Below are 26593 nucleotides of genomic sequence, written 5' to 3' on the forward strand. Positions count from 1 at the left end.
TCCGCAAACGTGCAAATTTTTCTGCTTGCACTGCAAATCCCGATCTTCTTATAAAATTCCCAACTAATATCTTTATGTAAACTTAACGCTAAGACTTTCGTAGCCGACGTAAGCTGCTGTACCGGTTTTACTAAAGAACGACGTTAAGGAGTGACTGGCTGAGTAGTCGTAGTTCTAAATTATGGGTTAGCGGACATCGAAAACTATTACGAGAAACAAAAACCCGTGGTATTGGGCCGGTCAGACATCTCTTTTGCACAAGTCACATAAGAAACCGTTAGCGATGACACAATAGCCATGAAGGGCTTAGGTCATGCTGATGAAGTAGCCGTTTAGCATGCCTAAGCTCTGTAGAAGATTATAAAGAGAGAAGTAAAAATCAATAATAATAATGTCAGTTACTGTAAATTTTTTGTGGGAGAGATACTAGTACTGACAGTTTTACGTCGAATGGCAGAAAATGAAAATTCCACTGTACAGGTGGTACGTAGTTAAATGGCTTATTTTCGAGTAGTCGGTCACCAAAAAAATGTAAAAGAACTTAGTTAGCTCGGTAGCCTGCTCGGGGGTAGTGAAACAGTATTGGTACGAGTTATTCGGTGAGTGCTCGGTAAAATAGCTGCAACTTTCATTGCGGGAATACTGAATTAACGAGTAGGTTGAGGTATTACTTGAATAGTTGTTGGTTTGGTTAACAGTGTCGTAGGTTACCTCGTTTTAATTATTAACGTAGCTCAGACAAAGATTTGAGTCCTGATTTAACGAAAAATTATTGGAGTTCGGGTAGTAACGACAATAGAACAACACTTTTCGGTTACCTTAAAGCATGGTAGAGGGGACGGGGACGTAATCTCCAGTAATGGTCTTATTATACAGATTTTAGTCGAACTGCCGGTAAGCATAGCCAATTCCATGGTACTAGGTATTAAACGTTGTCATTTAATTTATGTAGACCTACACGAAAAAGATAAAGTAGTTCATTGTTGTGACGTACTCCTAAAAATCAGTGACGAAGTCAGTTGTTTGGTGGAACTAGTATTGGTTGTATAGGACCTCCACGTGGTTAATTTGCACTTTGCCATACGAAAAGGTACATAAGTCTGTATAGTTTCGCATTATTAAGATACGGATTTTGTAACCGGTTAACAGACCAATGAAGACAAAAAGGTTGGGGGCAACCAGGTCGTTTATCCTTTGTAGGATGACCGAAAACCCCTAGAGATTCAGGACTTGCTGGATTAAATTACCGTCTTCGATTGCGTCACTAGCGAACTAGAACGGGTATCTGATTCTCAAAGTTTAGTGCAAGATTTAATGCATTGCATAGAAATAGTGCTCGTCTATGAAAGAACTATCCATACGCACGTTAAAAACGTTGTTGTGAGAGCTAAAGCCACTGTGATTACTAAAAGAACGCAAATGAGCGGCAATTATTTAAGACTATCCGCGGACGGAGCAGTTGGTGTAGCTAACGAAATAGTCCATTTTTAGCCAGTAACTACATAAAACGTCTATTAAGTCGTCGACGAAAATCACGTCCTTATCACTTAAAGTGTGGTACTACGAGAAGATTAGCAGGAAAATTGGGAAAGTTATAAAGTTTTCAAAGTAGATGACATCCAAGTCCATATAGTTAAAAAACCTTTGCAGAACGATTTCGAGATAGAAAAAGTTTTTATGGAGCCATAAGGACTATGCAACATCTTGGTTATGTAAAATCGAGTGGCAAACGGTTGTTCCCAAATTAATCTAATCTACGTAGGTATTGTGGTGGACTACGTCGAGGTCGTGGTTATTAACATACTTAAAGTAGTTACTTGTTATGCCGTGGTAGAACAACTGGATTAACAAAATTGTGGCGGAAATTGGCAAAAAGTTTTAGTGGTGCTATAAACCAAGGTCGTTCGTTTCGTGGATTCAGTTCCCTTATCTGTTGTGTTAGTGCCTAGCGCAGCCCATAAAGTGGTAGATGTTACGCAGCTCGATTCGGAAGTCGCTAACGTCAAAATGGATGGGGCCGAAGCGGCTGTTCGTTACCTAATAAAAAAGCTGCAGCCGTATTATGGACTTATCATGCGACATAAAGAAGTACTGCAGGTTAGTTGCCTAGTTAGAAAGGAACAAAGCGTGCAGCCAACTCCAAGCATGTTATTGAAAGGTCTCCACTAAGTAATGGGAGACTACTCGAGTATAGTAGAAGGTATCTCAAGTACAAAAGCACGTATAGTAACAAAACTATGAACCTTTGAGGTACTCTCTATATTAATTAATGTAGTTCGGCACATTACAAAAGTGCTGCATTTTTTATTTGACGAACTGAAAGAACAAGCGATTTTTAACGACGATTTTGCAATCGTGGTCAATGAAGTCAAAAAGGACGTCTAACTTGTACTTTATGTCGTGCAACGTTGTGTGCAACTTTTGGTTCACATCCAACTCAAAGAGATAGGTTAAGTAGAAGTCCTTAAGACCCTCAGCAAAGTAGTTACTTAAGTTAATTTAGCGCCGCATTACGAAGTTATAAACGTAGTGTTCGAACGTTATGTGAAGGACGGCGACCCAATAGTTCGTTACTGTTGTTGTTTACGAGTTGACAGTATTTAAGTACTGCGAAGAGAAAACGAAGGAACTTCCGATTTAAGTTCCACTTAAGTTCAAGAAATAAATTGTAACAGCAACGAGGAGAAGTCGGGTGTCGTTTAATGAGCCCAAGGTACGACCTATCGTTACCCACGACTAAGTAAGACCGCATAAGTAAATGGTCACGATGAAAACAAAGACGATATAGAGCACATTTATGGGGTGTGTGCGGAAAAGGAACCTATACTTGGACATTGTAGTGGACTTACCGTTAAAGAAGTAAATCCACTTTTTTTACGAAGTCATGGAGTTGATGTTTTAGGTATCCACATATTAGTAGTAACTCGTTGTGATGAAACATGAAAGATCCGTCAGACAAAAGGCACGAATTGAGGCCAAGTCGCTGAAATACGGAATGTTAAAGGAGATCTAAAACGGGCGAGTATTGTATGTTGGAGATATGATAAAAATATCTGAGGGATGCGTGAAAACCGGTCATTTTAGTAGATAAAAATTACTTTTTTAATCAGAAACTTTATTAGTTTTTGTATAACTAATCTATTGTAAGTAAATTCCAGATTTAACATTACCATACCTTCATCGGAGACTACTTTTATGTTTTAACCTTTATTAGGATTGAAGATAACGTAAAATGACTCCGATGTAAAGTAGGTATGCTAAATGTATACAAATTAATAAAGTAGAGGTTTCGGTCTCGACGAGTGGTTTCAACGAGGCGAGTATGGTGCAAGTTTTAGTATCCAGTGACAAAATCGACGCTATCGTCGAACGTACGGAAACTATTAATTTAGTCGACGAAGTAAGGTAGGGTATACTGCATTGTAGTAAAGTCGTCTATCTTATTATCTGGGTCCCAAATGAAATAAGAAAGGACGTATAAAACCACGACAAGGTACACAACGAAGTTTATGTCGTTGTAGTAGTGAATATAACCGTGGACCTCGCTATGGTTATGGCGGATGAACCCGTCGATTTCGTAGTCTTTATATTAGTGGCAAATTCAATTCACATCGTTAATGCGATATTAGAAGGCCAGAATTTTCTTAAACAACGTTCTTGCGTAGTCGTTAATGTAGTAACTACTACTAAACGAACGGTCAAAAACCTAAGAACTTAAGGTAGGTTCCTGGTGGAAGTATAAGAAACCGTGGTTTTTGTAGTGCACGTTGAACTATCGGGGTTAGAAATTTACGTGGAAGTCATTTGAAGTATTATAACGGAAATACTTGGTTTCAATGACATACCGCCAGTAATAGTTAACGTATAACCTAACGCCGAGAATGGTTTGCGTAGCAAGGAAGAAATCTTTGACCAAACTACGGATACGGTGTTAAGAGCCCTTTTGCCTAAAAAAATTGTGGGTATAGGAAATAATTCTTAAGTTAGTGAAAGAATCGAAGACCTCTTAGTCGGAAGGTAAGTTATGGTCGTATCTATAGGAGTCTCAAAAGGGATTTTTATTGGTATAGCCAAAAGAGTCCAAGAAATTCACCTGAACCCTGCGGCCATTTTATAGCTTAACCCGCGTTTGTTCATATTTCTAGGTAAAGAACTGCTTATCGCTGCAACTCACTCGCTTAAGGCGGAGGTTGACCTCAACAGTCCCCCGGAAATTAGCTTTGTTGTATAAAAAAGTAGCGTAGATTTCAAAGAAATCCATTGGTAACTAGTCGTGGTATTTGAAATCAACGAAAAAGCGGCCGTATATGAAGGTAGGTCCGTTAAAAAGAGAATAGCGGTATACGAAAACGTTGTCGTCGTAGTTGTTGAGCTTAGTAACCGCCCCAATGTAGTTGTGGTTAAGGTAGAGGAAGTTATTTTCCTTATTACCCTAATAATCCATGTGCTTCACTGTCTAGTCGTCGTTGACATTATCGGAGTGGTACACTTCCGTGAAACTAAAATAGCATACAGTAACTGTTGAGGCATTTTAATCTCTTTTCCGTTACTATCGTACACTATCTAACCTTAGGGTTCATGGTAAAAATAAATTAACAGATACGAACTTACAAATGATACGTACAACGTTGTAAAACTAGACGAGTTGTTCAACTAGTATAGGACGAAGTTGTAACTATATCAGTAAAAAACGTTCTATATAACTGTTACTAGGTAGTAGACAACGTCTTCCAAAAACGTTTTAAGGTAACATCGGAAACGAAAAATTTGCTTCTTTTAGTAATTAAAACCACTGATTTATTTTTAATGCCTTTATTAAAAGGCCTTAGTACACATAGCGGACACGTAGAAAAAGGTCTCACAAAGGACCATTTATTAGAAATTCACTTATTCAACTTAATAATACTTGTCGTTGATAAAAGGGGAAACCGTCATTGACAAAATAAAATAAACGGTTGAATAAATGAAGGACTACACGGACGCCTAATATAACTGGTTTGACGTTTTCGCAAAAAAACTAGGGTAATAGACATTTTTAAGCTAAACCTAGTTTGAGTATTGCAACCAATAAATTTACTTTCTGTTATAACGCTGGTGGCCTTACATGATTTCGTTATTCTGGAGGTGGTAGGAAGACCTAATGTCGGACTCGACGAAAATTTCGCCAAACAAGTAATACCACATTCACTTGTTTCCAGAATGGAGATGGGTGTTACACGAATTAAAGTTGAAAAAGTAGTGGTTGGTAATGTTATACTAAGTAGCGTATGCATTTAACTGTTTTTTTCTCTCTTTGGTTCTAACACATAAAGTATTTGTTAAAAGTGGTATTTCATATTAAAAACGCAATAACATATTCTTAATTGGATGTTTTTGTTACTTAACTTAAAATCTTAACGGGTATTACACCTTTTGAGGATGATATTCGTCTGATCTTTGAGCAAAATATAGTACGAATTACGGTCTTTAATATAATAACTTATTTGGAATACCACAGCAGTCGGTTAAGAGACCACTACGAGGCCTTGTGTGTAATTGACGAAAATAATTATTTGGCCCCAAAATGCGTCGTCCTGCCAATCTATTTTTGTCACTTCCGGACAATAATAATTGCTTAGTACCTCGGGATGTTGTAGTCGATTGGGTAGGGTTTAAGTTATTTGCCTTCATAATAACCCAAGTTCAACTTCCGTATGGATTACTTGATCTAAATCAAGGAGAATTTTTTCCAAATCAAGAATTCCTATAATCGAAAAATGGACGGCTTCAGTCTGACTAACTACTTGGAGTTAATACCGGTGCATAAGGAGGATAAGCGAAGGCCTTTTTATAAGGATGGTCAACCGACCTTTAATAAAATTTTCTTCCTTTTTTAGTAGTTCAAGCATTTTACTGACGCCGTTAACCCAAAGGATGCAATTCTAATCAAGCGGTAGTTTAACCACTGACCTTTAATCTCTTAAATGTTGGACCACTCATGGCTTATTATGTAGTAGTTAAGTTTATTGGGCTGGCCGTACCCTTAAGTTGGTCCCAAGAGGTACGATATCATGTCACTGTTCTACGTCCGAGGAAGCAACGGAACCCTACTGCTGAATTGCTATTTGGTCTGCAAAATCGTTCCATAGAAGTGGTTCGTCCGCTTAGGTACCGGTCTGTTTGTAAGGATGGTTACGCGATCGATTTCCGTACTTATTTGATATCAACTTTGGCTCTTCTCGACATTAATTTCTCTATTAGCTAACCATATTTTCTGTTTTCTTAGGTTAGTTCTTCTAAACGACGTAGTACCTTTTTTTAACTTTAGCAGAACTAAACGACCTTCGTTAGGTCCAGTGGTTATTGTTCCGTTTACTTACGAGAGGTTAATGGCAACGGTTATTCTGTAGGTTATTATTAGGGTGTTTGTCATTACATCAGTCAGATTTCAATGGGCCATTTTTTATGAGATATATTTCGTGCTCATTATTTTGGGTCCCTCCAGATTTTCGTCTCTAATTAAGTCCGTATCCGTTATATCTGTTTTCTTCTCGTTGTTATTTAGGGTTCTTATTTGCATACGCTTCTAAAGAGTAGTGTATCAGAGGAATCGTAAATTTGCAAGTAATTAAACACATAAATTGACGAGAACGAGGCGTAGAACGGTATAGTCGTTATGGTTGGCTAATGCTAATTCATCACGTTGTCCAAAATGAAATTGGAATTGTTTTAGAAGTGGTCCCTACGATAAGTGAAGAAGGTGTGAGGGGTGTCCCATTGGAAGTCCCATCACGGATAGGTTTGGACTTCATTGATCATGTAGCGGTCCTACTTAGCTGCTTCAAAACCCATTTAATTAATTTCTATTAAAGAGATATAGTAAACAAGGTTGTTCTTAACGCGCGAGGGGGCACGCTAATAACGCGTGTCCTTGTCGCGAGAATCTCAGTCTTTATTCATTCTGACATGAACAATATCCTGGTTGTAGTTGTTAAACGGGGTATTGCGGAAATCGCAGATTTTGCCCAACAGGATGTATCCGCGGTAGCGCAAAAGGAAATAAATTTTATTGATAGACTGCACTTAACGAGCATAGTTGTCGTTCTTAAACACGGCGGTAACGTGAGTACAGACGAAAACTTCTCCATTCCTCGTTAAGAAAATTAACACTCAAAAGAAAAACATAATACTAATTAAAAACATTGAGACGAAGGTTGTACCAAACGACTATCGCATTAACGTATAAAAGTCGTTAATTTCGAAAAAAGCGCGATTGGTCGCTGACATGGGTCGGTTATTGCGCATGTCCTATTAGATGACGCATAACGTTTCCTCGTTGTTGTTCCCTTTTTGGTGATGCGTGCAATAGATTTATTGCTATTACCATTAGTCTCTTGTAGTTTTTTTGTCTTTTCTGTTCTCGCTCGTGTTTAGGATATCTTGACATGGGCGCAGATGATTTATTAGACAATATGCATGATAAGACAACTCTCCTTTAGTGGCGGCGCATTTAGGTACCAAAGATTTCGAAATGGTGGTGGTGCACGATGTGTCCAGTCGCCTAGAAGTCGTTAATTATGTCCATTTGGTCAAAGAAGGTACTCGTTTCATAGATACAAAAAGTTGTCTCGTGGTGGAGGTCAATTTTGGTATGGGGCGAGTCGTTACAGTCGACGGTTGAGTCCACCTCGATTAAGATCTCGCCGAGAGTGACGTGGTTGTTATGGCCTATTGCCAAGAACGTCACGAAGATTTTAAAGACGCGATCAGTTTTATTTTGATGCCCCTTGTGGAAGTCGTTCCAAAGACGGCGCTTGAAGTTAAAGTTTATTTAGCGCCGAACCCTTCCGACTCGGTTAAAGTACGAATTACGCAAGACGTCATCAAAGGGGTTATTCACACGGTATCAATGCTGCATGTATTCTATGTTAGCGTAGTAGTTTGAATAGCGGTGGCTATGCTTGCCTAACTACTATTTGATAAGGTGAATTCCTTTATTAGCGTTGAAGGCAACATGGTGGTGGATATAGGTGTTGGTATCTCGGTGACCGAAGAAGTTGACCGTAAGGTCTGGGATTTCGTCGACGGTATCCGAGAAGTTATTCTTTATGAAGCGCTCGTGGTCGTGGGTAACGACTAAGCGCTTAGCGTGCTGCAAGATGAACACACCTTGGTGTTCCTTGTGTTTGATTTTGAGCACCTGAACCTGCATTCTTAAATAAAAGTACTTGAAATACTTACTTTACGACGTCGTAAAAAAGTCATTGTTTTTTCAGTCGTTAGTGAGGTAGAAAGTAACCAGATTACCGTAACTACAAAGGACCCCAAGAAGGGTTGTACGCGAAGCGAAGTTCCGGATGTCGCCGTTGTGCAAAAACAGGACTAAGTAATGCATTTCGTTGATGTCTCCCAAGTAAATCTTGTTAGGGAAATAGAGAGTGTATTTAGTTACATAATCGACAGGGGTTTAGTTAGCTATTTAGTAACCTCTTGTGCGGGGAATTAAAAGACTTGTATTCGGCGTGATAGGGTAAGAAAAAAAACGCGATGAAATATGATTTAAACCTATTTTTAGCTGTCAAGAATGTGTTGTTAAATTTTAATTTGTCACTTAAAAATATGTACTTCTCTTAAAAGTTAAAAACTATTTATTACTTTTGTTTTATTTGTTGAAATTTATGATAAATACATGTAGGTCGTTAGTTTTATTAGTTGATTAATATTTAATAAATAAGTTTCAATGTTAAAATTTTGACTACGTTTAATAATAATACTAAGTTAAAAGGTAAATTTTATATAAAACATTAGTAAAACTAATATAATATATGATAGACAGGACTGTATTTACTTGATTCGATTCCAAAAATAAATAATACGGGTGGTCAAATTTTAGTTTACTTAATAGCGTCACCTGGGTACCACTTGGACTAAATTACCCATTTGAAGAAAAGTTGGAAAAAAGTAAAAATTTTCTTCGCTGATTATTTCCGTTTCTGTTGCAGCTTATATGTTTCCATTACCTTTTATAACGATTAAAATATTCGGACGTTCCTCTGGTCGCTGAAGTATAGGGAGTTGTACCGTTTCGTCGTTAACTACGTAGGCGTAACAATCCGCGAATAAATGCAAATCCTTATTGCGAATTATTGTTCGGTTAACAACTTAATTCGCTACTTGTTTAACTCCATCACGTATGAAAACAATTTGGTAATTAAGGGGTTCTTAAATGTGGTTTTGTTAAAAAACTGTCAGAGCTACCCAGGGGGAGGGTTTTCGTATTTTGATATAATTTTGAAGATTATAAATTTCTGTATGGAGGAGTTTTTGTTTTCCTTTACAAGTTTCGGTTCATACGTCTTTTTCATTTATTGGAGGAACTAAGTTAGGAATCGGATCAACTAAAGTACGCTTGAGGAAAATCGTAGAATGGACTTCTCCTCTTCCGTCTGTATCGACTTCGTTTTTTTAACCCATTCGTTGGTGCCTGAAGGCCCTAGCTAAACGCTACCTGGAGTTACGTATTTCGGTAACTCGTTTCGAACGTTCTATAATAAGAAAATTTTTTCCCGTTCCGTCTTCTTCGTGTGTTCAAAGAATTTCTATATTTTGGTCGCGATTTAGATACAGTTGTTACGAAACCTTATCGATTACGGGCAGTACTTCGTGTTTTTCTTAAACGACGTCTTCGGTCTTTTGTAGTTCTTCAAGAATCACTTTGAAAACTTCGAGAACCAAAAGGTCTTCCGTTAGTTCTCCTTTAGTTGGCCATATAAAGACGTAAATCTTTTTGAGAGTACCTATTTCTAGGACTCTTACGGCGTCGTAATGTTCGGTACGGGGAATGAGTTGAATAGTTTCAAATACCGTGAGTTACCGTTCGGCGAAATCTATTTTACTTTTTCCTTGATAGACGAAGATCCCTTCTCAATGTTTTCTGTGTCCTTGTTAATAGAGTTTCTTACTAATGAAATCTCCTCAGATTAGCAGTTGATGTTTAGGATGTTGTTCTTATACTCGTTCAATTCGAACTACGACTACTTCGTTCTGCGTTCGAATGTCTTGTCCCAAATCTCGAACTCGCTGATCTTTTTCAGCTCAGGTGTAGATTTCTTTGGTAACTTTTCGTTTTTTCTCTTTATCTCGTTTTTTCATAGCGAAAAGTTCTCGTCTCATGGCGAAAACTTGTCGACTTCTCGTTTAATGTCTTACAAGTTTCTCTTTTACTTCTCAATTTTCCTTCGGACTAAAGACGTGTCTTGGTGCTCGTTTGATAAGAACTTGATTTTTTAGTTTATCTTCAGAACGTTGCTCTTTTACCTAATAACGTAGTTGTTGAACTCTATGTCGTTGTTTGATTTTTTAGTAGTTCACTTCAATCGGGGCTTTGATCAGCTGAATTTAGTCTTAACCTCAGAAATGTTGTTTTTATATTAAGTAATTAAGTCGCTTATCTTCTTCCCTTCGTTTAGTTCCTCGGACGTAGGCTAAACTACCTAGAATTTCGAGTCAATCTCAAGAACGTCGTTCTTTTACAAGTTGAGTTTCTTAATAACGAATTTCGGGTTGTTGGTAATGTGCATCGTTTATCAAGTTATGTCGTTCAGCTTAATGGGCGACTATTTTATTTTGAACTAGATACGTAGCGGGAACCTTTTAACGCAAATTTACGTCTTCTCTGTTCGTTATATCTCGTTGCTTATTAATTTACATTGCTATTTTTTCCAAATAGTCTTTATAAGTGACTTTAATTCGCTAACCTTTTCTAATTACCGTAATAACTTTGTCATTTATTCCCTTAAAATCTTGCTCGACCAAAAAAGAGGAGACTAGGCGTATTCTTTTAACTCCGTTAACTTTGTCGTAAGGTAGTCGACAGCTAACTTCTGTTTTTATTTAATCGGTGTAACAGACTTGTTGTTTATTTACTACTTAACTTATTTCTTTTTCCATTTCTTTCACTATAGCCATTTGAAGAATTTCGTTAAGTAGTATTTTCCCCCAAATAAGGCTAAGCTCGTCGTTGTTCAAAATGTAAGAAATTCTCGCTTTAATCAGTAAATTTTTAACTAAACCTTCGCTAATTTCATGGACTTGTTCATGAGATTTTTTAAATTAAGTGCACAGTGACAACATGATTATTACGTATGTTGTCACTGTATTTTCATTAGGAGATTAAATGATACTGAAAATAAGATAAAATAATTATTGTTTGTGGACTAAATTAAATAGAGCTAAGCGTCAGTATTTTGCAACCGGATTCGGGAAGTGGAGTCGTTCGAGAAGGTTTCTAAATTTTGGTACTACTGAAAATGCTATACGTTACTACCGAAGTCGAGCGAAAGAAGGATACGGAAATTGACTCGGTCATTCGCAACTATTTAGTCGGCTCAACTCTAGTTAAAATACTTAATGGTGTCCCCCGAACAAAAACTGTCTTCAAAGAAACCCTTGCTGACGTACCCGTCTTTTTCATTGATGACGCTTACTGTTTTGTCATCGTTATTTAAAACGAAAGTATTAAAAGAGGATTAACAACCTGATTCACCGAGCAAGGTCTCGGCCTTTTTCATAGGGTTCTTAACTCGACGGACAGCTCTCCCAAAAAATTAAAAAAACGAAATTCAAGTTCCTCATTGTTTTTAAAACGAACTTACACTGACTTTTTAAAGCCTAGTAGGCGGGGTGCCCGTGGAAGAGGGGATCCCTTCTTCCCTTTTACCCTGTAATACAAAAACGACACGAAAATTGCACGATGTGCGGTTCTTACGGGAGAGGGTAGTACCCTCTCCCAATCCCACTCCCTCAAAGTGAGAGGAGGTATACCTCTTTTCGTCGACGAATTTTTATATAATTGAATGTACTATTTCATGTATTCGTTGTGTACGTCAATTAAAAGAGTGGTATAGATTCACGTTCTTGAGTAATCCTGGTACCCGTAACCTGACTCCAGGGTTTTGAGGTCATTAGTACTTAACACGTAGTCCTTTAAAGAATGGATTGTAAGGGTATTTTCCTTATCAGGGGGGAAGAGGGTTTATACGTCGACCAAAAGGTTTCATTCAGTAACTCCGCTGTAGTCGTCGAAAAAGGTTGGTCCTTCGTTCAAGTCCGCGTAAGGTAGGGCCGCTCGGTAGTGGATGTCATTTTGAGTGAAATCGTGCTATTCCTCCAAGAAATCAATTATGGAGAACGTAGTGAAAACGACGTTAAAATCCTAGATGATTTCCACCATTTGCGTATCTATTAAAATCACGCCACACACCTGCATTTTGTAAAGGTCGCAAACGATATCGTCCTTTTGGTAGTCGAGGCCATTGTCAGTTACGGCCAGAGGTACAGGCTAAATCTTAGTTAACTAAAGATAGGCAACAATGGCCTAGTTGAGGAAGTACGTCCCCTTTGGGACACATTTGTCTTAGAGGATTTTGGACCCGTGTGACGAGACGAACAAAATAAGCAAGAAGTCCTTATAGTGTCATGTTGAGCCTACCAAAGTGAAGAGGACTTCGAAGTAGAAGTTATGCTGATTAATCAACGGCGCGTTGAGCTTTTGACAGACGTTATTATGGTGAACGTCGGGGGCTTACTTGAGGAAGAACTTACTCAAGTTGACTGTTAAGTGGCTGGTTTAAAGGAGCATTGCTTCATCAGTAGGTATTAACAAGCATTAAAGGTCGCGGCCTTAGTTCCGTTTATTGATCGAATCCAAATGGTTAGGCGAGTAAATTAACAAGTTATATTATTCCATCCAGTATTGATGGTGAGAGAAGTGTGCGAAGCTATTAGTTTTGTGTTGCTCCTTACCCATTGGGAACTAAGACATTTCGCGTTTAACGTCAGTTACTCCGTATACGTCGTATTGGTAGTAGACGACGTGGTGCTGGTATATTTGCCGGTAGAAAATTGTGCCCAGCGGTCCCCAAGTTTAGAAGTAAGGTAGGACTGTAAAGGCCAACAAATAGTTCCACTGGCATGTTGTTTTGTCAAAGCAGTTAATGCGGTCCCTGAAGCTATTTTTAATTCCCTCATGCAGGAAGCTCGGAGTATTAAAGGTCGTGGTAAGGAAATCCTCGCACTCGGAATGTGGTTAGTCGTTATACCCTATGTCGAACTAGGTACTTAGGTACAAGGACGGTGAGTCCTAGTTTCACTCCACTAAATAATCCTTAAAAATACATTAGTGTATTTGATCCTTAATAAAGGAGAAGGGTGACCACTGTTTGCTTAAGTATGTCACGAACGCCTAACTTGTACTTGAACGAGGAGTTATTATCGATGCTAAACGAGGCATCGCCTGAATTATAAATCACGCAACTAAAATAATAATTATAGGAAAAATAATCAGAGGTCAAGTACATTGCAAACGTCATTTCATAGGTATAAATTTCTGGTTAGAAGTTAGTGATCCGATTAAGGATCGGAAACTTTTATCGCACGTAAAACCTAAACTAGGGGAGCTGATTGGAGTCGACCATTTCCTTAATTCTATACTCCGAAAGGATTTCGATTTTAAAGTATATCTCTTAATCGTGGGCGAGCACTGTGTTGTTAACTACGACGCCGTTTATTTAGTCGATTAAGAAGTCATCGTATAAGTTTGACAAACATGAGAAAAGCTAATCAATTACTCCGGAGATTAAAAGGAAAAGGCGTATATACTTATTGAACTATAAGGAACCAATTAACCCCATTACGGAGTGCTTATGAGGCTAACTATCTTGAACGAGGGTTCGATGGAGGATATCGATTTTCTGTTCCAAAGAGACATAATTTGGGCGTATTGAGTTCGGGTGCCAGCATTGATGGCCGTTTGTTGACGAATGCCTAACCTCATGGTCAATGAAGATAAAATAGAACGAAAAATTTCACGAAAAAAGGACGAAGTTTTCAGTTCGTTTAAAATAATTGCTTTCCTTTTGAGTCTGCTAATCGCTCAGGTCCTGAGTATAGCCTAAGTACTCGTTGTTGTCCCTAGGCCAAATTGGTGCGTGGATGGTGTTGGCCTTTACGTTGTTTTGGTGGGAACCTTTTGTGATGTAGGCCAAAATTAAATAATTCGTTCTTTTTTCTGACGTGTTATGGTTCATGTTAGAATTTACCTAGGTTATTCAAAAAATTTGATTTTATGGCTGCGTTAAATGGTGACGAATATGGTATTTTACCTTAAAATTCACCAAGCTAGTAGACGAAGAGTTATGGTAACCGTCTTGGTTACATACGTTAAAGGGTTGGAAATACTGATTTGAGTACATAATTACGGTTCAATCCGCGGTGTACAGGACGACATGGAGGAGGGCATTTTTAATAGTAACCGTAGTATTTTAAAAGGATTATTCATTCGAATTCAGATACCGTACTTAACTAAACCATTAACGTGGTTGTCTTTACTTTAGTTGTGGATTAACTGGATAACATCGTTATAAAAGGTCTCATTGCGGAGGCCTATGAAGATTTCATGTTGCAAAACCTACTAAATAAGATTAGCGAAGAAGTTCGTAAAAACCTGATTTTAATAGGTTGTATTAAGCTAGTCCTACTCGTGTTTAACGAAGTGTATTGAGTAGGTCTCAAAGCTGAAGGTGGAGTTGATTTTGTAAAAAAAACAAAAAAGAACGGTTTCGTTGCCGGACTCGTTGTCTCGGTGTCCGAAATTACACTAAAAGAAATTAATTTTATCGTAGTATTTCGGGGTATGCCACTAATTTTGGAGGAGGTGTTCAGTGGCGTATGAAAACACGACGAGAATTAGGTCCTTAACAAAAAGCGCATAGGTCATTAGCGCAGACCCATGGTACTTCAAAAACACGCATAACTATTCAAACACAACGGCATCGCCTTTCTCAAACATTTTTTAAATTACGGCACGCGAGTGGTCAATTTTACGAAGAACGGCTCGGTCTATTTCATGTGTTTCATCTACCTCGGCGATTGGTAAGAGGAAGAGATTGAACGGTAAGATCAAACTAAACTAATAGTTCAACTAATTTATGAAGTAATTGGGTTTCGACCGGCGTATGGTGGTAACCGAGAGCTCTTTATTAGAGACGAAGTCGGACTTCAAGCCGTCTATTATTTCAACGCCATTGTAGAGGTAGTGGATGTAGAAGTACATTGCGTGCACAATGGAGCCGGAGATAGACATTATTTCACAATAAGTACACGATAAAAGGATAGAAAGACCCGTATAGCTTAAAAATTATTCTCTCCCCGTTATTTACAGCAGTGGTAATGGTAATTTTGCTAACGTCTTTTATTTAGTAGTCTTTATTGTGGATTTCAAGCCGGTTACCTTCGCTTTTGATTGGGGTGAAGCGGCGCTCCATTGTATGGCTATGGTTAATCATTGGCTAGTAAACCCCACGCACGGGGTATAGGTGATTAATTAAACGGTTAGTGGCGTCGTTATTAATTTGGACACCGGTTTTGTTAATGTAAGTTTACTATTTTCGAAAGGTTAAACTGAACTTACGGTTAATGTTATTTTTTGTAGCCACGGTCCTAACTAAGATTACCCCTATTATTCACTATTTATGACGCTAAAAGAACAACTGAGTTTCCATGTGGTAGTTTTATCAGTAGTACTTCTTACTAAGGGCGTCATTTACGTGGCTATTAACAACGTTCAACTTCGTGGCTTCGATTGGTCCTTTCGCAGTACTATTTGTCTTTCCTTTACTTATTAAAACGAAGGGTTCCAAGTTCTTTTGCTTTTTTTACTTAACGGAACGCATTTTATTAACCTGGATTTTTATTTCATGGATGTTTTTTATCGTATCGTGAATGTTATTACGCGTTGTGTTGGTACTCTAGATGTCGGGGTGATTAATGGTTCCTCGACTGATGTCGGTTATATTAGTCCGGGTTATGTAGTAGATTGTAACGGCGTGGGTTATACCAAGAACGAAGAGACCACGCATTAAAAAAGTAAAGCCTTTCTTGTGCGCGTCAATAAGGATACGAGCAACGTGAGTTCCAACGACGTTATTTATTTAGCCTAACTATCCTTGGTAATCCGTAGTTATTTATTTGACATGGTTTAGGGTTATTGTACCCCCGTTAGTGTGGTTAGTTTCGCTGTTATTGCCTTAGTGCCGGACATACAAAGTAAAGGAGCTAGCTCGAGAGGTTTGGTTGGTACTTATCCTCCTTTTATTGGGGTATAGAACTCTTTTATAGTTGTTATATTCGTTAAAATTCTTTTAGCCTAGGTACTCCCGGCGAATTCCGTGGATGTTGAACAACACGTATTAAAAGTAACCCTTACTGGCTTGATTGGCGGACTAAATTACCGTGGGGGACATCATGAAGAAATTGTCGAAGTTTTTAACTTCTCGGAAGAGCATTATTTTGACGATTACCCTTAGGCATTATTATCTTATGTAACGGTTATTCTTAAGGATACTCGTTGAGTGGTTCTTGTGACCCGACTAAATATGCGGAACGTCATATTGCTGGCTATTAACGTTTCTTTTTTTATCAACACTGCGGTTCATTATGTTTACGATGGCCTAGTTGTACTAGTCGGGGTCATCTCCGTTTTCGGTATTGTCCTGTACAAGGATGTTAATCTTCGGTGGTAAAATTTGGGGCGTAATGACAAAATATGGAGCGATTTTCTAAGAAAACCTTTAACAGACCTTAAGCTTATGGAGAAGTCGTTAAATTGTATTGAGTATTTACAGGTGCGGTTGATGTACGAGGATAGGACGTCGAATAGGTGTTTTAAGACCTAAGATGTTCGACGCCTTGTCCTAAAAAAACGAGTCCGAATAACTTATCAATGTAAATGAGATAGATACGATAACGAAACGGTTTTTATTTGTACAAAGATTTTGTCTCAGTCCCAATTCACTTTGCGAAAGATAAGGGAGAAAGTAATTGGTAACTCGCTTTAGAACTACTAGGCTACCTGGAACTGGTGTTTATGGATACATAAAAAAGCGGAAAAATGTTCGTCTTTAACGGTATACGTTATTCTGAAAGTGACGAAGTAATGCAAGTAGTTTAACTCGTCGTTGATCAGGGCTTAGGGACAGATTAGGATTACAGTCGACTCAATTCAGTAATCTTGGATATCTCTTGGGTAGTTTTATGAGATTTTTAAGAAACCGGTCGTTACGTAATCTTCCATTAAGTGTGTAGTATTAGTGGGCATCGGGTACGAATGGAGCGAGTTCGGGTACAACGAAATTTTGAACTTAATGTAATGAACGGAGTCGTTGACAAGCATGCTTGCCTTAGTATTGAAGATGCAATCAATTTGGGTAAAGAAGTGCTTGAGCAGCTTGACGAAATGTAAGATTTCGTTTCGTGAGACGTTTACTAAGTCTTTGTATAGCACTACGTGGAGATTTTGGGTTGTAACCTAAAAGAAGTACGCCGAGTATATTCAAGGGCGGTTGTTCTAAACGTATAAGTAATCTAAATTTTAGACTATTAGCATGTTAATGTCCAAACCCTATTTTGCGACGTCGTTAACAGCGTTAAGGAAGAAAATCCGCGAGTTATATTATAAGCTGACCTCTTAATATCCGACGACAAAAAAGTCTTTATTTAACAAAATTAAGGAATAGAAAGTTTACTAGTTTTAGTTCATTACGTGCGCCTACCTATGGTTATCATAACCTTTAATCTTTGAGGTCTGCTCGGTTTGGATGGGGACTCAATCCTTACCTAACTTTGCATTTGCGAGAAAGTCCTAAAGGTTGTAAGTTGTACTGAAAGTAACCATTAAGTCCGTACCAAAGATGTAGTTCTGCATGGACGAGCATCCCGTTATTTGGTCGTATCTGTATCGGCAACAGGGGAAGTCGTGTTGACTGCCAGTGAAGTAGTGGTAGTGCATACCAAAAGCACCGTAGAGGTGTAGGTTGATGTCGTCCTTATGGATTAAGTGCACGTTATTATCGGCGTACCGTACAAGACGGGGGTGCTAATCAGTGTTATCGCCGTCGTGCAAAGTAATGTCCAAGGGTTAGTCCTAGGCAGTATAGCCTTTAGTTGTGTAGTGGTCCAACGTGTGCTAGGTAAAGTGAATGTAGAAATTATTAAGAACGGAATGGGACTGGATATGCAACGGGCTATGATGCGGGAAGTCGATTGTGACATGGGAAAACAACATTCCATATCGCAAGGTTATAAACAAATAATAGGGCCGAAAAATGCCAAAGTCCGGCTCGAACGTTTTATATATTAACTGGTAAATGTGGTAGAAAACGGGTAAGATACAGGTAACCAGCCGGTATTACAAAGAGTTATTAGTACCGAACCGCCCGATTCGAAAGATGGAGTGAACTTCAATTTCTTTTATCATTAGCGAGGAAACGTAGTTGGAGATGCCAAAACTGAGCGACAACGAACGACCCTAGTAGTGTCATTTGGTAAAAGTTCCGAAATGATGGCTCTAAAGATGCTTATTGTCGGCCAGATGGGCGAACTTAGGGCCCAAATACATGTATTTTAAGCAGACCTAACTGTCGAGGAACTTGTTGGTAGAGGGGGTTTGGTATTCTACTTCATTATTTATGATGAACTAGTTTTGGACTGAGTCATAGGTACCATTTGTAGTGGGGTGAATGGCGGTATAGCGATGCGTGGTAGACAACCTATGGACGTCTATTCCGGTGAAGTACTACTCGTTTGACTACTACACAAGCTATCCACTAACGAGATAGTAACTTATCACTACGTTTGTGTACAAACTAACTCTCGTTTTGAAGTAGTTAAGGAAACTGCAAATTTTTCCAAAGAACGACTGGACGTTTACTACGTAGTCCATTCAGGAGACGACAGCGACTACTTGCTTGTCGATGTGACTTTAAAAGTACCGGATATCAAACGCTATCAAAAAGCATACGTCGAGCGTGCCGTGCAAGTTTGAGTCCTCATTTACCGCATAATTGCTAGTAAAGGGACTAAAGAAAAGGTTGTTGTCGATTAACGACATGTAATAGACCTAGGTTCCATCGGTCAAAACGTATCTAAAAAAATAGATTTAATAGAACTCTGTCTTTGAGGAACTTACTTAGACGTCACCAACGTTTAGGTGGCCCTTGTCTATGAGGACGACTCCTATTTACTGACTAGTAGAGAGGTTCTCTTCGTAAAAAAGGCGGTTGGACAAGGTCCAGCACGTACGGTTCCACACGATTTAGCTATTATACACAAAACTGGCAGTATTGATGGGGTTCAGGTATTTTACTATTAGTAAAATGAATTTTACACGCCAATACCCTTAATCTTTGAAATAAACAGTCTTTTGTAATCATGGGTATCGAGTCTTATTTACCCAACATAATAGATTAGGACTCGTACTCATGACCTACAAGCTCACTCTAATACGTAATGTACGTTAATTTCGAACTCTTTTAAGAAACACTTTTAAACGCAGCGGGTTTTCAAATTATTATGGTGGAAATGCGTCAAAAAGAAGATGTGCTCCTAATCGTGGTGAATTTTAATGAGAGTGTAATGCAAGGACGTTTAGAAGTTATTAAAGAAGGTCCCAAACATTTGGTCATTGTAGGTATTTACCATGGGTCGCGTAAGATTACTAATTACAAAACCCTAGTCATACTCAATGACGATTTCGTACAACCTTACTAAGACGACGTGGTTTCTTTTTTCCAGGAAGATGTCGTATCTGGTTGTGAGGTAGCCCATTCCAAAGATATAAAACGGCTCGGTTAAGTACTCGATTGAGAAGGCTCCAGTAAACGACATGAAGTTGTGATCATCGGTATGGGGCATATTTTAAATTATATCGTTACTAATGTGGATATAAATGTCGCTGATGGTTTAGTTGTTTATGACATTCTTTTTTCCAATGGTTGTTTTAGTGGTGTAGGCGAAAACCTCGTGTGACATAATTAAATTATTTTACAAAATGAAGTGAGTATAAGGTCCGATGTTGTTTGTTTTGACGTCGGTTATGTCATTCGCCATATAAGTGACGGTTTCCGCGGTCTTTTTCTTATTAATTTTGATTTCACTCACGTACTTAATATGGACGGTTTCCCGATAACGGGGGTAATGCTTATAAACAGCGACATGCTCGTTATCGCGGTCAACGTCGTTTGGGCGGTTTGTTACCACGTTTCTACAAACGATAAGGGACGGGGTGGTTGAGGGCTAAACTTAATACAAAACAGGGACGGTATGGTAGTCGTTGTTGTCGGCTATTTTCGCTGAGATATCGTGGTTCGTAGCGCTATCATTTTCGTCCCGGCTAATTGAGTTAGTAAGATAACTAACAGTCTGACCCATTAAATTTAAGACCATCCGGAACTCCATAAGGTGGTTTATCTCTCGGATATCAGCGTTGAGGTCTTTTTACTATTTGGCTAACATTAGGACAGTGCTAGTTATCTCGGTGTTCACCCGGACCTTGTGCAAAATTGGGCCCTTAGGACAAACTTTTTTATTGATTTTTGTCACTCTTTTTCGGATTTTAACAACATCAATATAACTCTACTCCCTCTCTGACATTATTTATGGTGTTAAAAAGTACTTTTACTGGTGAAGGAGGACTGCCTTCTGGTTTTTTCATCAAGGTAACGGGATGGGTTTAGTGATGTGGTTAAGGACGTCATTTTGGTTATTAGTGTCCTCGTCCATATTTGAATTATTACGGAGGATTTGCTCGTTCCGGTTTTTTATCGTTGTACTTAGGCCGCTCATACCAACTTTAAACATTTGGTCTTTGAGGTATAAAACGACACTATGGACTTTCGTGTTGTTATTTTCGTGGTCATCCTGGTCGCTAAACATTTGCTGACGGGGGGTATTAACTGTGTTAATTTGGTCGTTATTAGCGACATATTTATGGGACAAGACCAGCCTGTGGACTTCGTTATCGTTTACGGTATCGGTTTCCATTTCGCTGTTGGGGATGCTATTAAGGCCTTTATTATAAAACATGGGTTATGAAGAAGACTTTGTCCGGACGAACTATACTAAGTTACTAACAAAAGTATTTTACGACGCTAAGTAAAAATTTTTACTTCAGTAATATGTGTTGGTATAATTTTTTTATAGTTAAAAGACTATTTTAAGGAATGAAGTTAAGTGTAGACGAGCGCGTAGATTATAATATACACGAAATAGTAATCCCGATCGATGAATACTGAGAATGACGAAATTTACGCTAGAGGGGTTAGCTGCCCGCAATATAATTATTTTGTGCCCGAAACTCAGGAATAAAATCACTCAAGCGGAATTAAATAATAGCGGACTGACATCTTTAAGCGACCGAACTTAGAAATCGTCGATTATTACGCTAATGACTCCAAGGGGGTAACCTAGTCTTCCGGTTTCTAAAGGAGTTATTAGAATAACGATTAAAACTACTCTTACTCCGAGAATTTTAATTTCTTAAACTCTTCGTTTGTTTAGTACTACAATTTCGCTATCTTATAATAGATTTTCTGTTTAAGGTCGTTGAACGGTTAAACTTTCGTTAATGTGGTAAATAAGTAAAACGAACGTGTAGTCTTCTGTAGTTATTAAATCGAATACGTAATTACCAATTCGTCCGTTAGCGGGTTCAGTAAGTTGGATGCGAACGACTTTAGTACCCACCGTAATGGGATGAACCATTCGTCGTACGACTACAGGGATACAATAGGTCTTGTGTACCAGTTGGTCGTTGGGGGTGTTGGTACCCCTTTCTCAATCAGTTAAAGCAACGGGCAGAGTTTTCTGGTGTTGTTGTTAATACACTTCAGAACTAAGGACCATTTAAGTTACCACGACAACCGTTAATATTACGCGTATAACAACGAATAGGACTTCATCTAACCGCGTTTGTGACGCGCTTGAAACAATGTAGAAACCCCAATAGGAAATTACGGATATGCTGGGTTTAGCTTGGTGTACTACCAAACCGTCTTCATAGTGTTTAATACCACGCATAATTGTTGTATAACGAGCTAATGTGTGTCCTGTAAACCTCAATATAAAGGGAACCGATGAAATTTGTTTTTTGGCATCGTCTTCTTCAACCAAGTAGGTGATACGGAGTATTTCAGTTAGGGTAACTAAAACTTTTACGTCTTCCTTTAGACCCCTACCGGTTACGGGACAAATAAGTAAAACGATTATTCGAGTGAGTTAGCGCTGATGTTGCCCTAAATAGCCTGAGATGGCATAACGCCTTATATCCATACCGGAAAAGAATATCGGAGTAACGGATAGATAGAAATCGGTTTCCATTACTGTTTAATGTTTAGTTATTCGCACGTAATGTCCTTCTAAATTTTCGTTTAACCCTTCACAACCGACTTCGCCACGTTTGGTACTACGCAGCGATATTACACGGTTTACGGATACTTGTCGATTTTAGCAATTGGGCACCAGTACCTTAACTACTTGTTTCAGAGTTCGTTAAATAAGTTCTCAATAGCTATGGACTTCTTCGGTTTCTCGTTAATTAGTTTGAATGTGGTCTCTTGATATGCCCAGACCGTTGGGTCAATCATTTCCGTAAAAATACTCATCGTGTGGGAGTGTTGTTCCCGTTTGGAAACTTAAACTACAAGAACAATACCCGTGTCCCGACCGTCCTGACGTTATAACGAATGTCGAATAGTCGGACGTTGGGGCTTATTTTTAACGAAATTAGTCGTTCCGGCTTCGCTAACTCACGTTATCAGCAATACGAGTTCCACCTTAACGGCGACAAAAAAGTCGTCTTCTGAGGGATCTTCGTGTATAAAGACTATGAAACTAACGGCCGCTGCCCAACACGATAAACGGGCGGCAGCTTAAGTAATAGGCTGTTCCGGGTCTGTACTATTTTGTTGACCCGGTCATATTACAAGTGAAATTCGTTCTATCGTTTCCTTTGAAAGTAGAACGTTTTCTTCCCCCTGTAAGCGTAGCTGCATAAAAATTGACACCGCTAGTTTGACCAAATAGTTAGTGGGTTTGTTACTTAGTTGAGCGCGTTGTTGTCGGAGTCTAAGTAAAAAAACTCGTAGTACAGCGCCATTTGGATTAATGGATGATGGTAGGTGTAGCATGGCTATAAGTTCCTCTCTAAAATCCTCGAATACAAGACCTAACACGTCGTTTATTTTAAGTATGGAAAGATCGTTTGACGCACCACAATCGTTGTCCACCGCGTCCATTTTGGATGTCTATATGGTGGTTAGGGTACCAACGATGACCTCTACCACAACGATACCGTATAGCCCGACCTCGAGCACAACCATTGTACCTTAAGATGGTTAAGGTGGGATGAGATGACGTAGTGGTGAGAAATTTATTGAAAGAATAGAGACTTCGCCACGCACCACTTCCGCGAAATGAATTTTTGCGCCTTTGTCCGCTTGCCAAGTACTTTGTGATACGGGGTCTCGTTTACCTTAACCGTTGTGCACTACAGCAACGCGCCCGCTAAAAATCACTTTAACTTGCATCAGTTTACCCTATACAAATAGAACTATAATGCGTAGTTAGGTTTCTTAAGGATTTGTTTGCAAAAGGTGTTTAAATACGCTGAGATAATAGGTAACCATAACTATACTCAGTCCTATACTAAGGACATCACGGTCGTCGTGTAATGGTCACACCTCCTTATGAATGGCTGTAACTACCGGCGTGGCTAAATTTTGCTGAGATGCGCTATCCTCTTCATCGAAAATGGCCAAATGTACCGCGGTTAGCGGAGCGTTCGTTAAGTAATGAGCTTCGTAACCAGTACCCAAGGTTACGTCGAGCTACATGAAATTTTCTATAAAGACGAGGTACCTTTATGAGGCTTGTATAAGGATTAACCTCACGTGGGTCACTTCAGTTACGGTCCGCACGGTCGGTTTAGTTACGTGTCACCGCACCAAATTCTCCTCTTTACTGTAGAATACGCCCGTATCACGCTTGACTCCGGCCGGAACTTCTAGATGATGTTAATTATTACTTTGCATTTTTTTATTAACTTCTCATAATAACCTTCGTAACGTAGTGAGCTCTAAAATAACTCGATTCTTTATAATAAGAGTTACGACTTAATTAACATTCTCGTCGAGACCGTTCCGCACTTAGTGCACCGCCAGTGAAGGCACTTCTAATGGGCTTATTTTTACGGCTCCGTGTTCTTTCATAACGATTCGAACCGGACTACCTATGAAGTGGACTTATTGTTCTAATTCCATCGGACCCACGCCACGTTCCTTAGGACCCTAAGACCTGTACTTACTCGAAACCCAATACGAAGCGACAGAGGTCCGATGTGATATGAACTCGCTATGTAATTTTACTAAACTCCGTGTTATCTACAAATTCTTGAGGTGCGAAATGTGTGGACTTTGATGTAATTACGTTTAGTCTTTACTATACTCGTAAACGGTCTGACTAATGGGTTAACTGACCATAGTTCTTCTTAAATAAGGGATACGGGTTCTTATAGTCCGTGAAGGTCTAGCATTTGAGTGCTGGCAGAACTTCACCTACTGGGGAATAGAATTTTTTCGAGTTCTAGTAAAACCACTCGCTAATAACGAAAATCGAGTGATAATGTACCCACCTCTATAACAGGCGAACCAACTTGTTAAGCCTCCTGAATAACCACTGAGGATAGTTAATCGTAACTACCGTCGGCTTGTAGGACTTTTTAGCCAATAATAGCTCAGACGGCACGTAAAGTACCGACTTAGTTAATCATAAAACCGCTTATTTTTGGTTGTCCAAATATATTGGTTAGGGTTTAGGCCAACGTGATACCTTTACGAACGGTTCCTAAAGTACCAACTTGGACGAAAAGAACTAAACTTACTTTCCATACCACGGCTCTTATAAAATGGCCAAACGATATACTTATGTAGCCCAGCTCAGTTTCGCAATTGACCACGAGTTCCGCCTCGGCAAACGTGTTCAAGGTTACAATTTTTTTATAAAGTTACCCGTGATTTTGTTTTATTTTTCTAGGAGAAATAAGGACTAGTTGTATACCCACTTTTGCAGCGAATAACCAATCCCTATTTTTTAGATCGGATAACCGGCCCACCTTGGCGTCCCCGAGTTATAAGTGAATGTTGGGTTCTAAGTTTTTGAGATTTTGTCAAACTACTCCGAGTTAATTATAATAAGCGCTCAGTTACGCGGCATGTATGTGTAATAGATGGACTTTACACACTAATAACCGTATTAGTTCCCATGTGATGCTAGCAAGTAGGTCTTACGGCTTTGAGTCATTAATTTCATCGTGTTGTGAGTCCTAGATGGCGCAAATAGACCCTAATACAGTAAGTACTAGCACGGTTTTGGTTTGCAATACGGTAACCATGACTTTTAGTGTACCATCTTTTAGATTTTGTTGTGACATTTTCAAATTTATATCTCCATCAGTTAGATCGTCTTCGGGGATTTTTACTTTTACTTTTTCCTTATCCGACACCAACACGATGATACAGTGCATTACTAGGGGGAGTAGATCAACGCGAACAGCTAAACGATTCTGTTCCTTTTTGTTACCGAATATTACTTCAATTTCGTCCACTACATCAGTTACTTAAATGACCTTCATCTTTGTCTAATGGGCTTTTACTAGTCGTTACCCAATAGCTATTGCGATTTTTTAGGGACGTTTACTACTAACTATAGTGACTTTCAGCGTAAATTCGCAGATTATTTTTAAGGACCCACGTTGCTTCGCTGTGGGTCCAAAATAGACTTTTAAAAGAAACGAGGAGAAGCGATGTGGTTCCGAATAGGTGTTTAACAGTCCAAGATATCCGAATTACCGTTCTTGTTCGTCATCTAACACATGGCAGGAATGTAAAATTTACCGGTCATCTACATAGTGTAACTCGATGGGGAGGTACGACACTTGTCGTGGGAAATCATGAACATCATCAACACCACCAAAATCAACATGAAAAACAAAAGAATGTTCATGTACGACCTCTCCGACATGGTAGGAATGTGTAGACCTGGGGTCATCATGATAATGTTCTTCGTTGGGGAGGTACCGAACTTGTCGTTCGACGTATACGGGGTTGATCACCTGACGAGTTATTTTTTTCTTGTCGTTATTTAGCTAAATGGGTATAACTTCGATTTAATCGTAAAAAGTAAACTTTGAGGTAAAGTCATTTACTGTAATTTATTATATCTGGTATAACCAATTTTAGTACCTTAAATCACCGCGGTTCAATGATTAAGTCGTGTTTTAACTGTGCTCGGGTTAGGAACACACGTCTGCTTTGGTGGATCTTAATTACTCCAACAAACACCTAGGCCTGTCGAGAACCGTACTCATTATCGACGTTTAACATGTTCTTTTTTTGATTTTTACTATTTTACTATAAAAAAGTATTTTAGGAGAATTTAATAATCGATAAAAAAGTTATTATTATACGATTTTGGGTAACACTCTTAAATAAAGAAACAATATTACCGGCGTGTTTACGGACCCACCGCCTTAACCATCTGCGCGGCCTAAGTTTTAGGCCACCACCACTGTGGCACACCCAAGCTCAGGGTGGGATCCATGGTATTTATTAGGAACTTATAAGAGTTGACTAAAGTTTTCGCAAGTAGATGTGATTTTGTTTACCGAGAAGGGGTTTAGTCCCCCGTGATTAGTTCTTGTGTTTTGAAATTGGGAATTGGATAT

General features: G+C 38.9%; 2 protein-coding genes. One reads left to right on the top strand and one right to left on the bottom strand.

All coding sequences use genetic code 11. From position 1 onward, the window contains the following. The first annotated feature begins 17143 nt into the window (after positions 1–17143). Positions 17144–17278, top strand: coding sequence for a hypothetical protein (locus DGG96_RS21310; protein ID WP_276309319.1), 135 nt, complete (start codon positions 17144–17146; stop codon positions 17276–17278). Between the two features lie 7914 nt (positions 17279–25192). On the opposite strand, the gene DGG96_RS09505 is transcribed toward DGG96_RS21310, so the two are convergent. Next, positions 25193–25474 carry a hypothetical protein gene (locus tag DGG96_RS09505; RefSeq protein WP_110142488.1) on the bottom strand — a complete coding sequence of 94 codons (282 nt, stop codon included), beginning with the start codon at positions 25472–25474 and terminating at the stop codon, positions 25193–25195. Positions 25475–26593: the final 1119 nt, after the last annotated feature.

Source organism: Legionella qingyii (genome assembly GCF_003184185.1).

What these genes read in the sequence shown, in the direction of transcription:
- DGG96_RS21310 (WP_276309319.1), top strand. Translation starts at nt 17,144, where the DNA reads ATGGAGCGAGTTCGGGTACAACGAAATTTTGAACTTAATGTAATGAAC.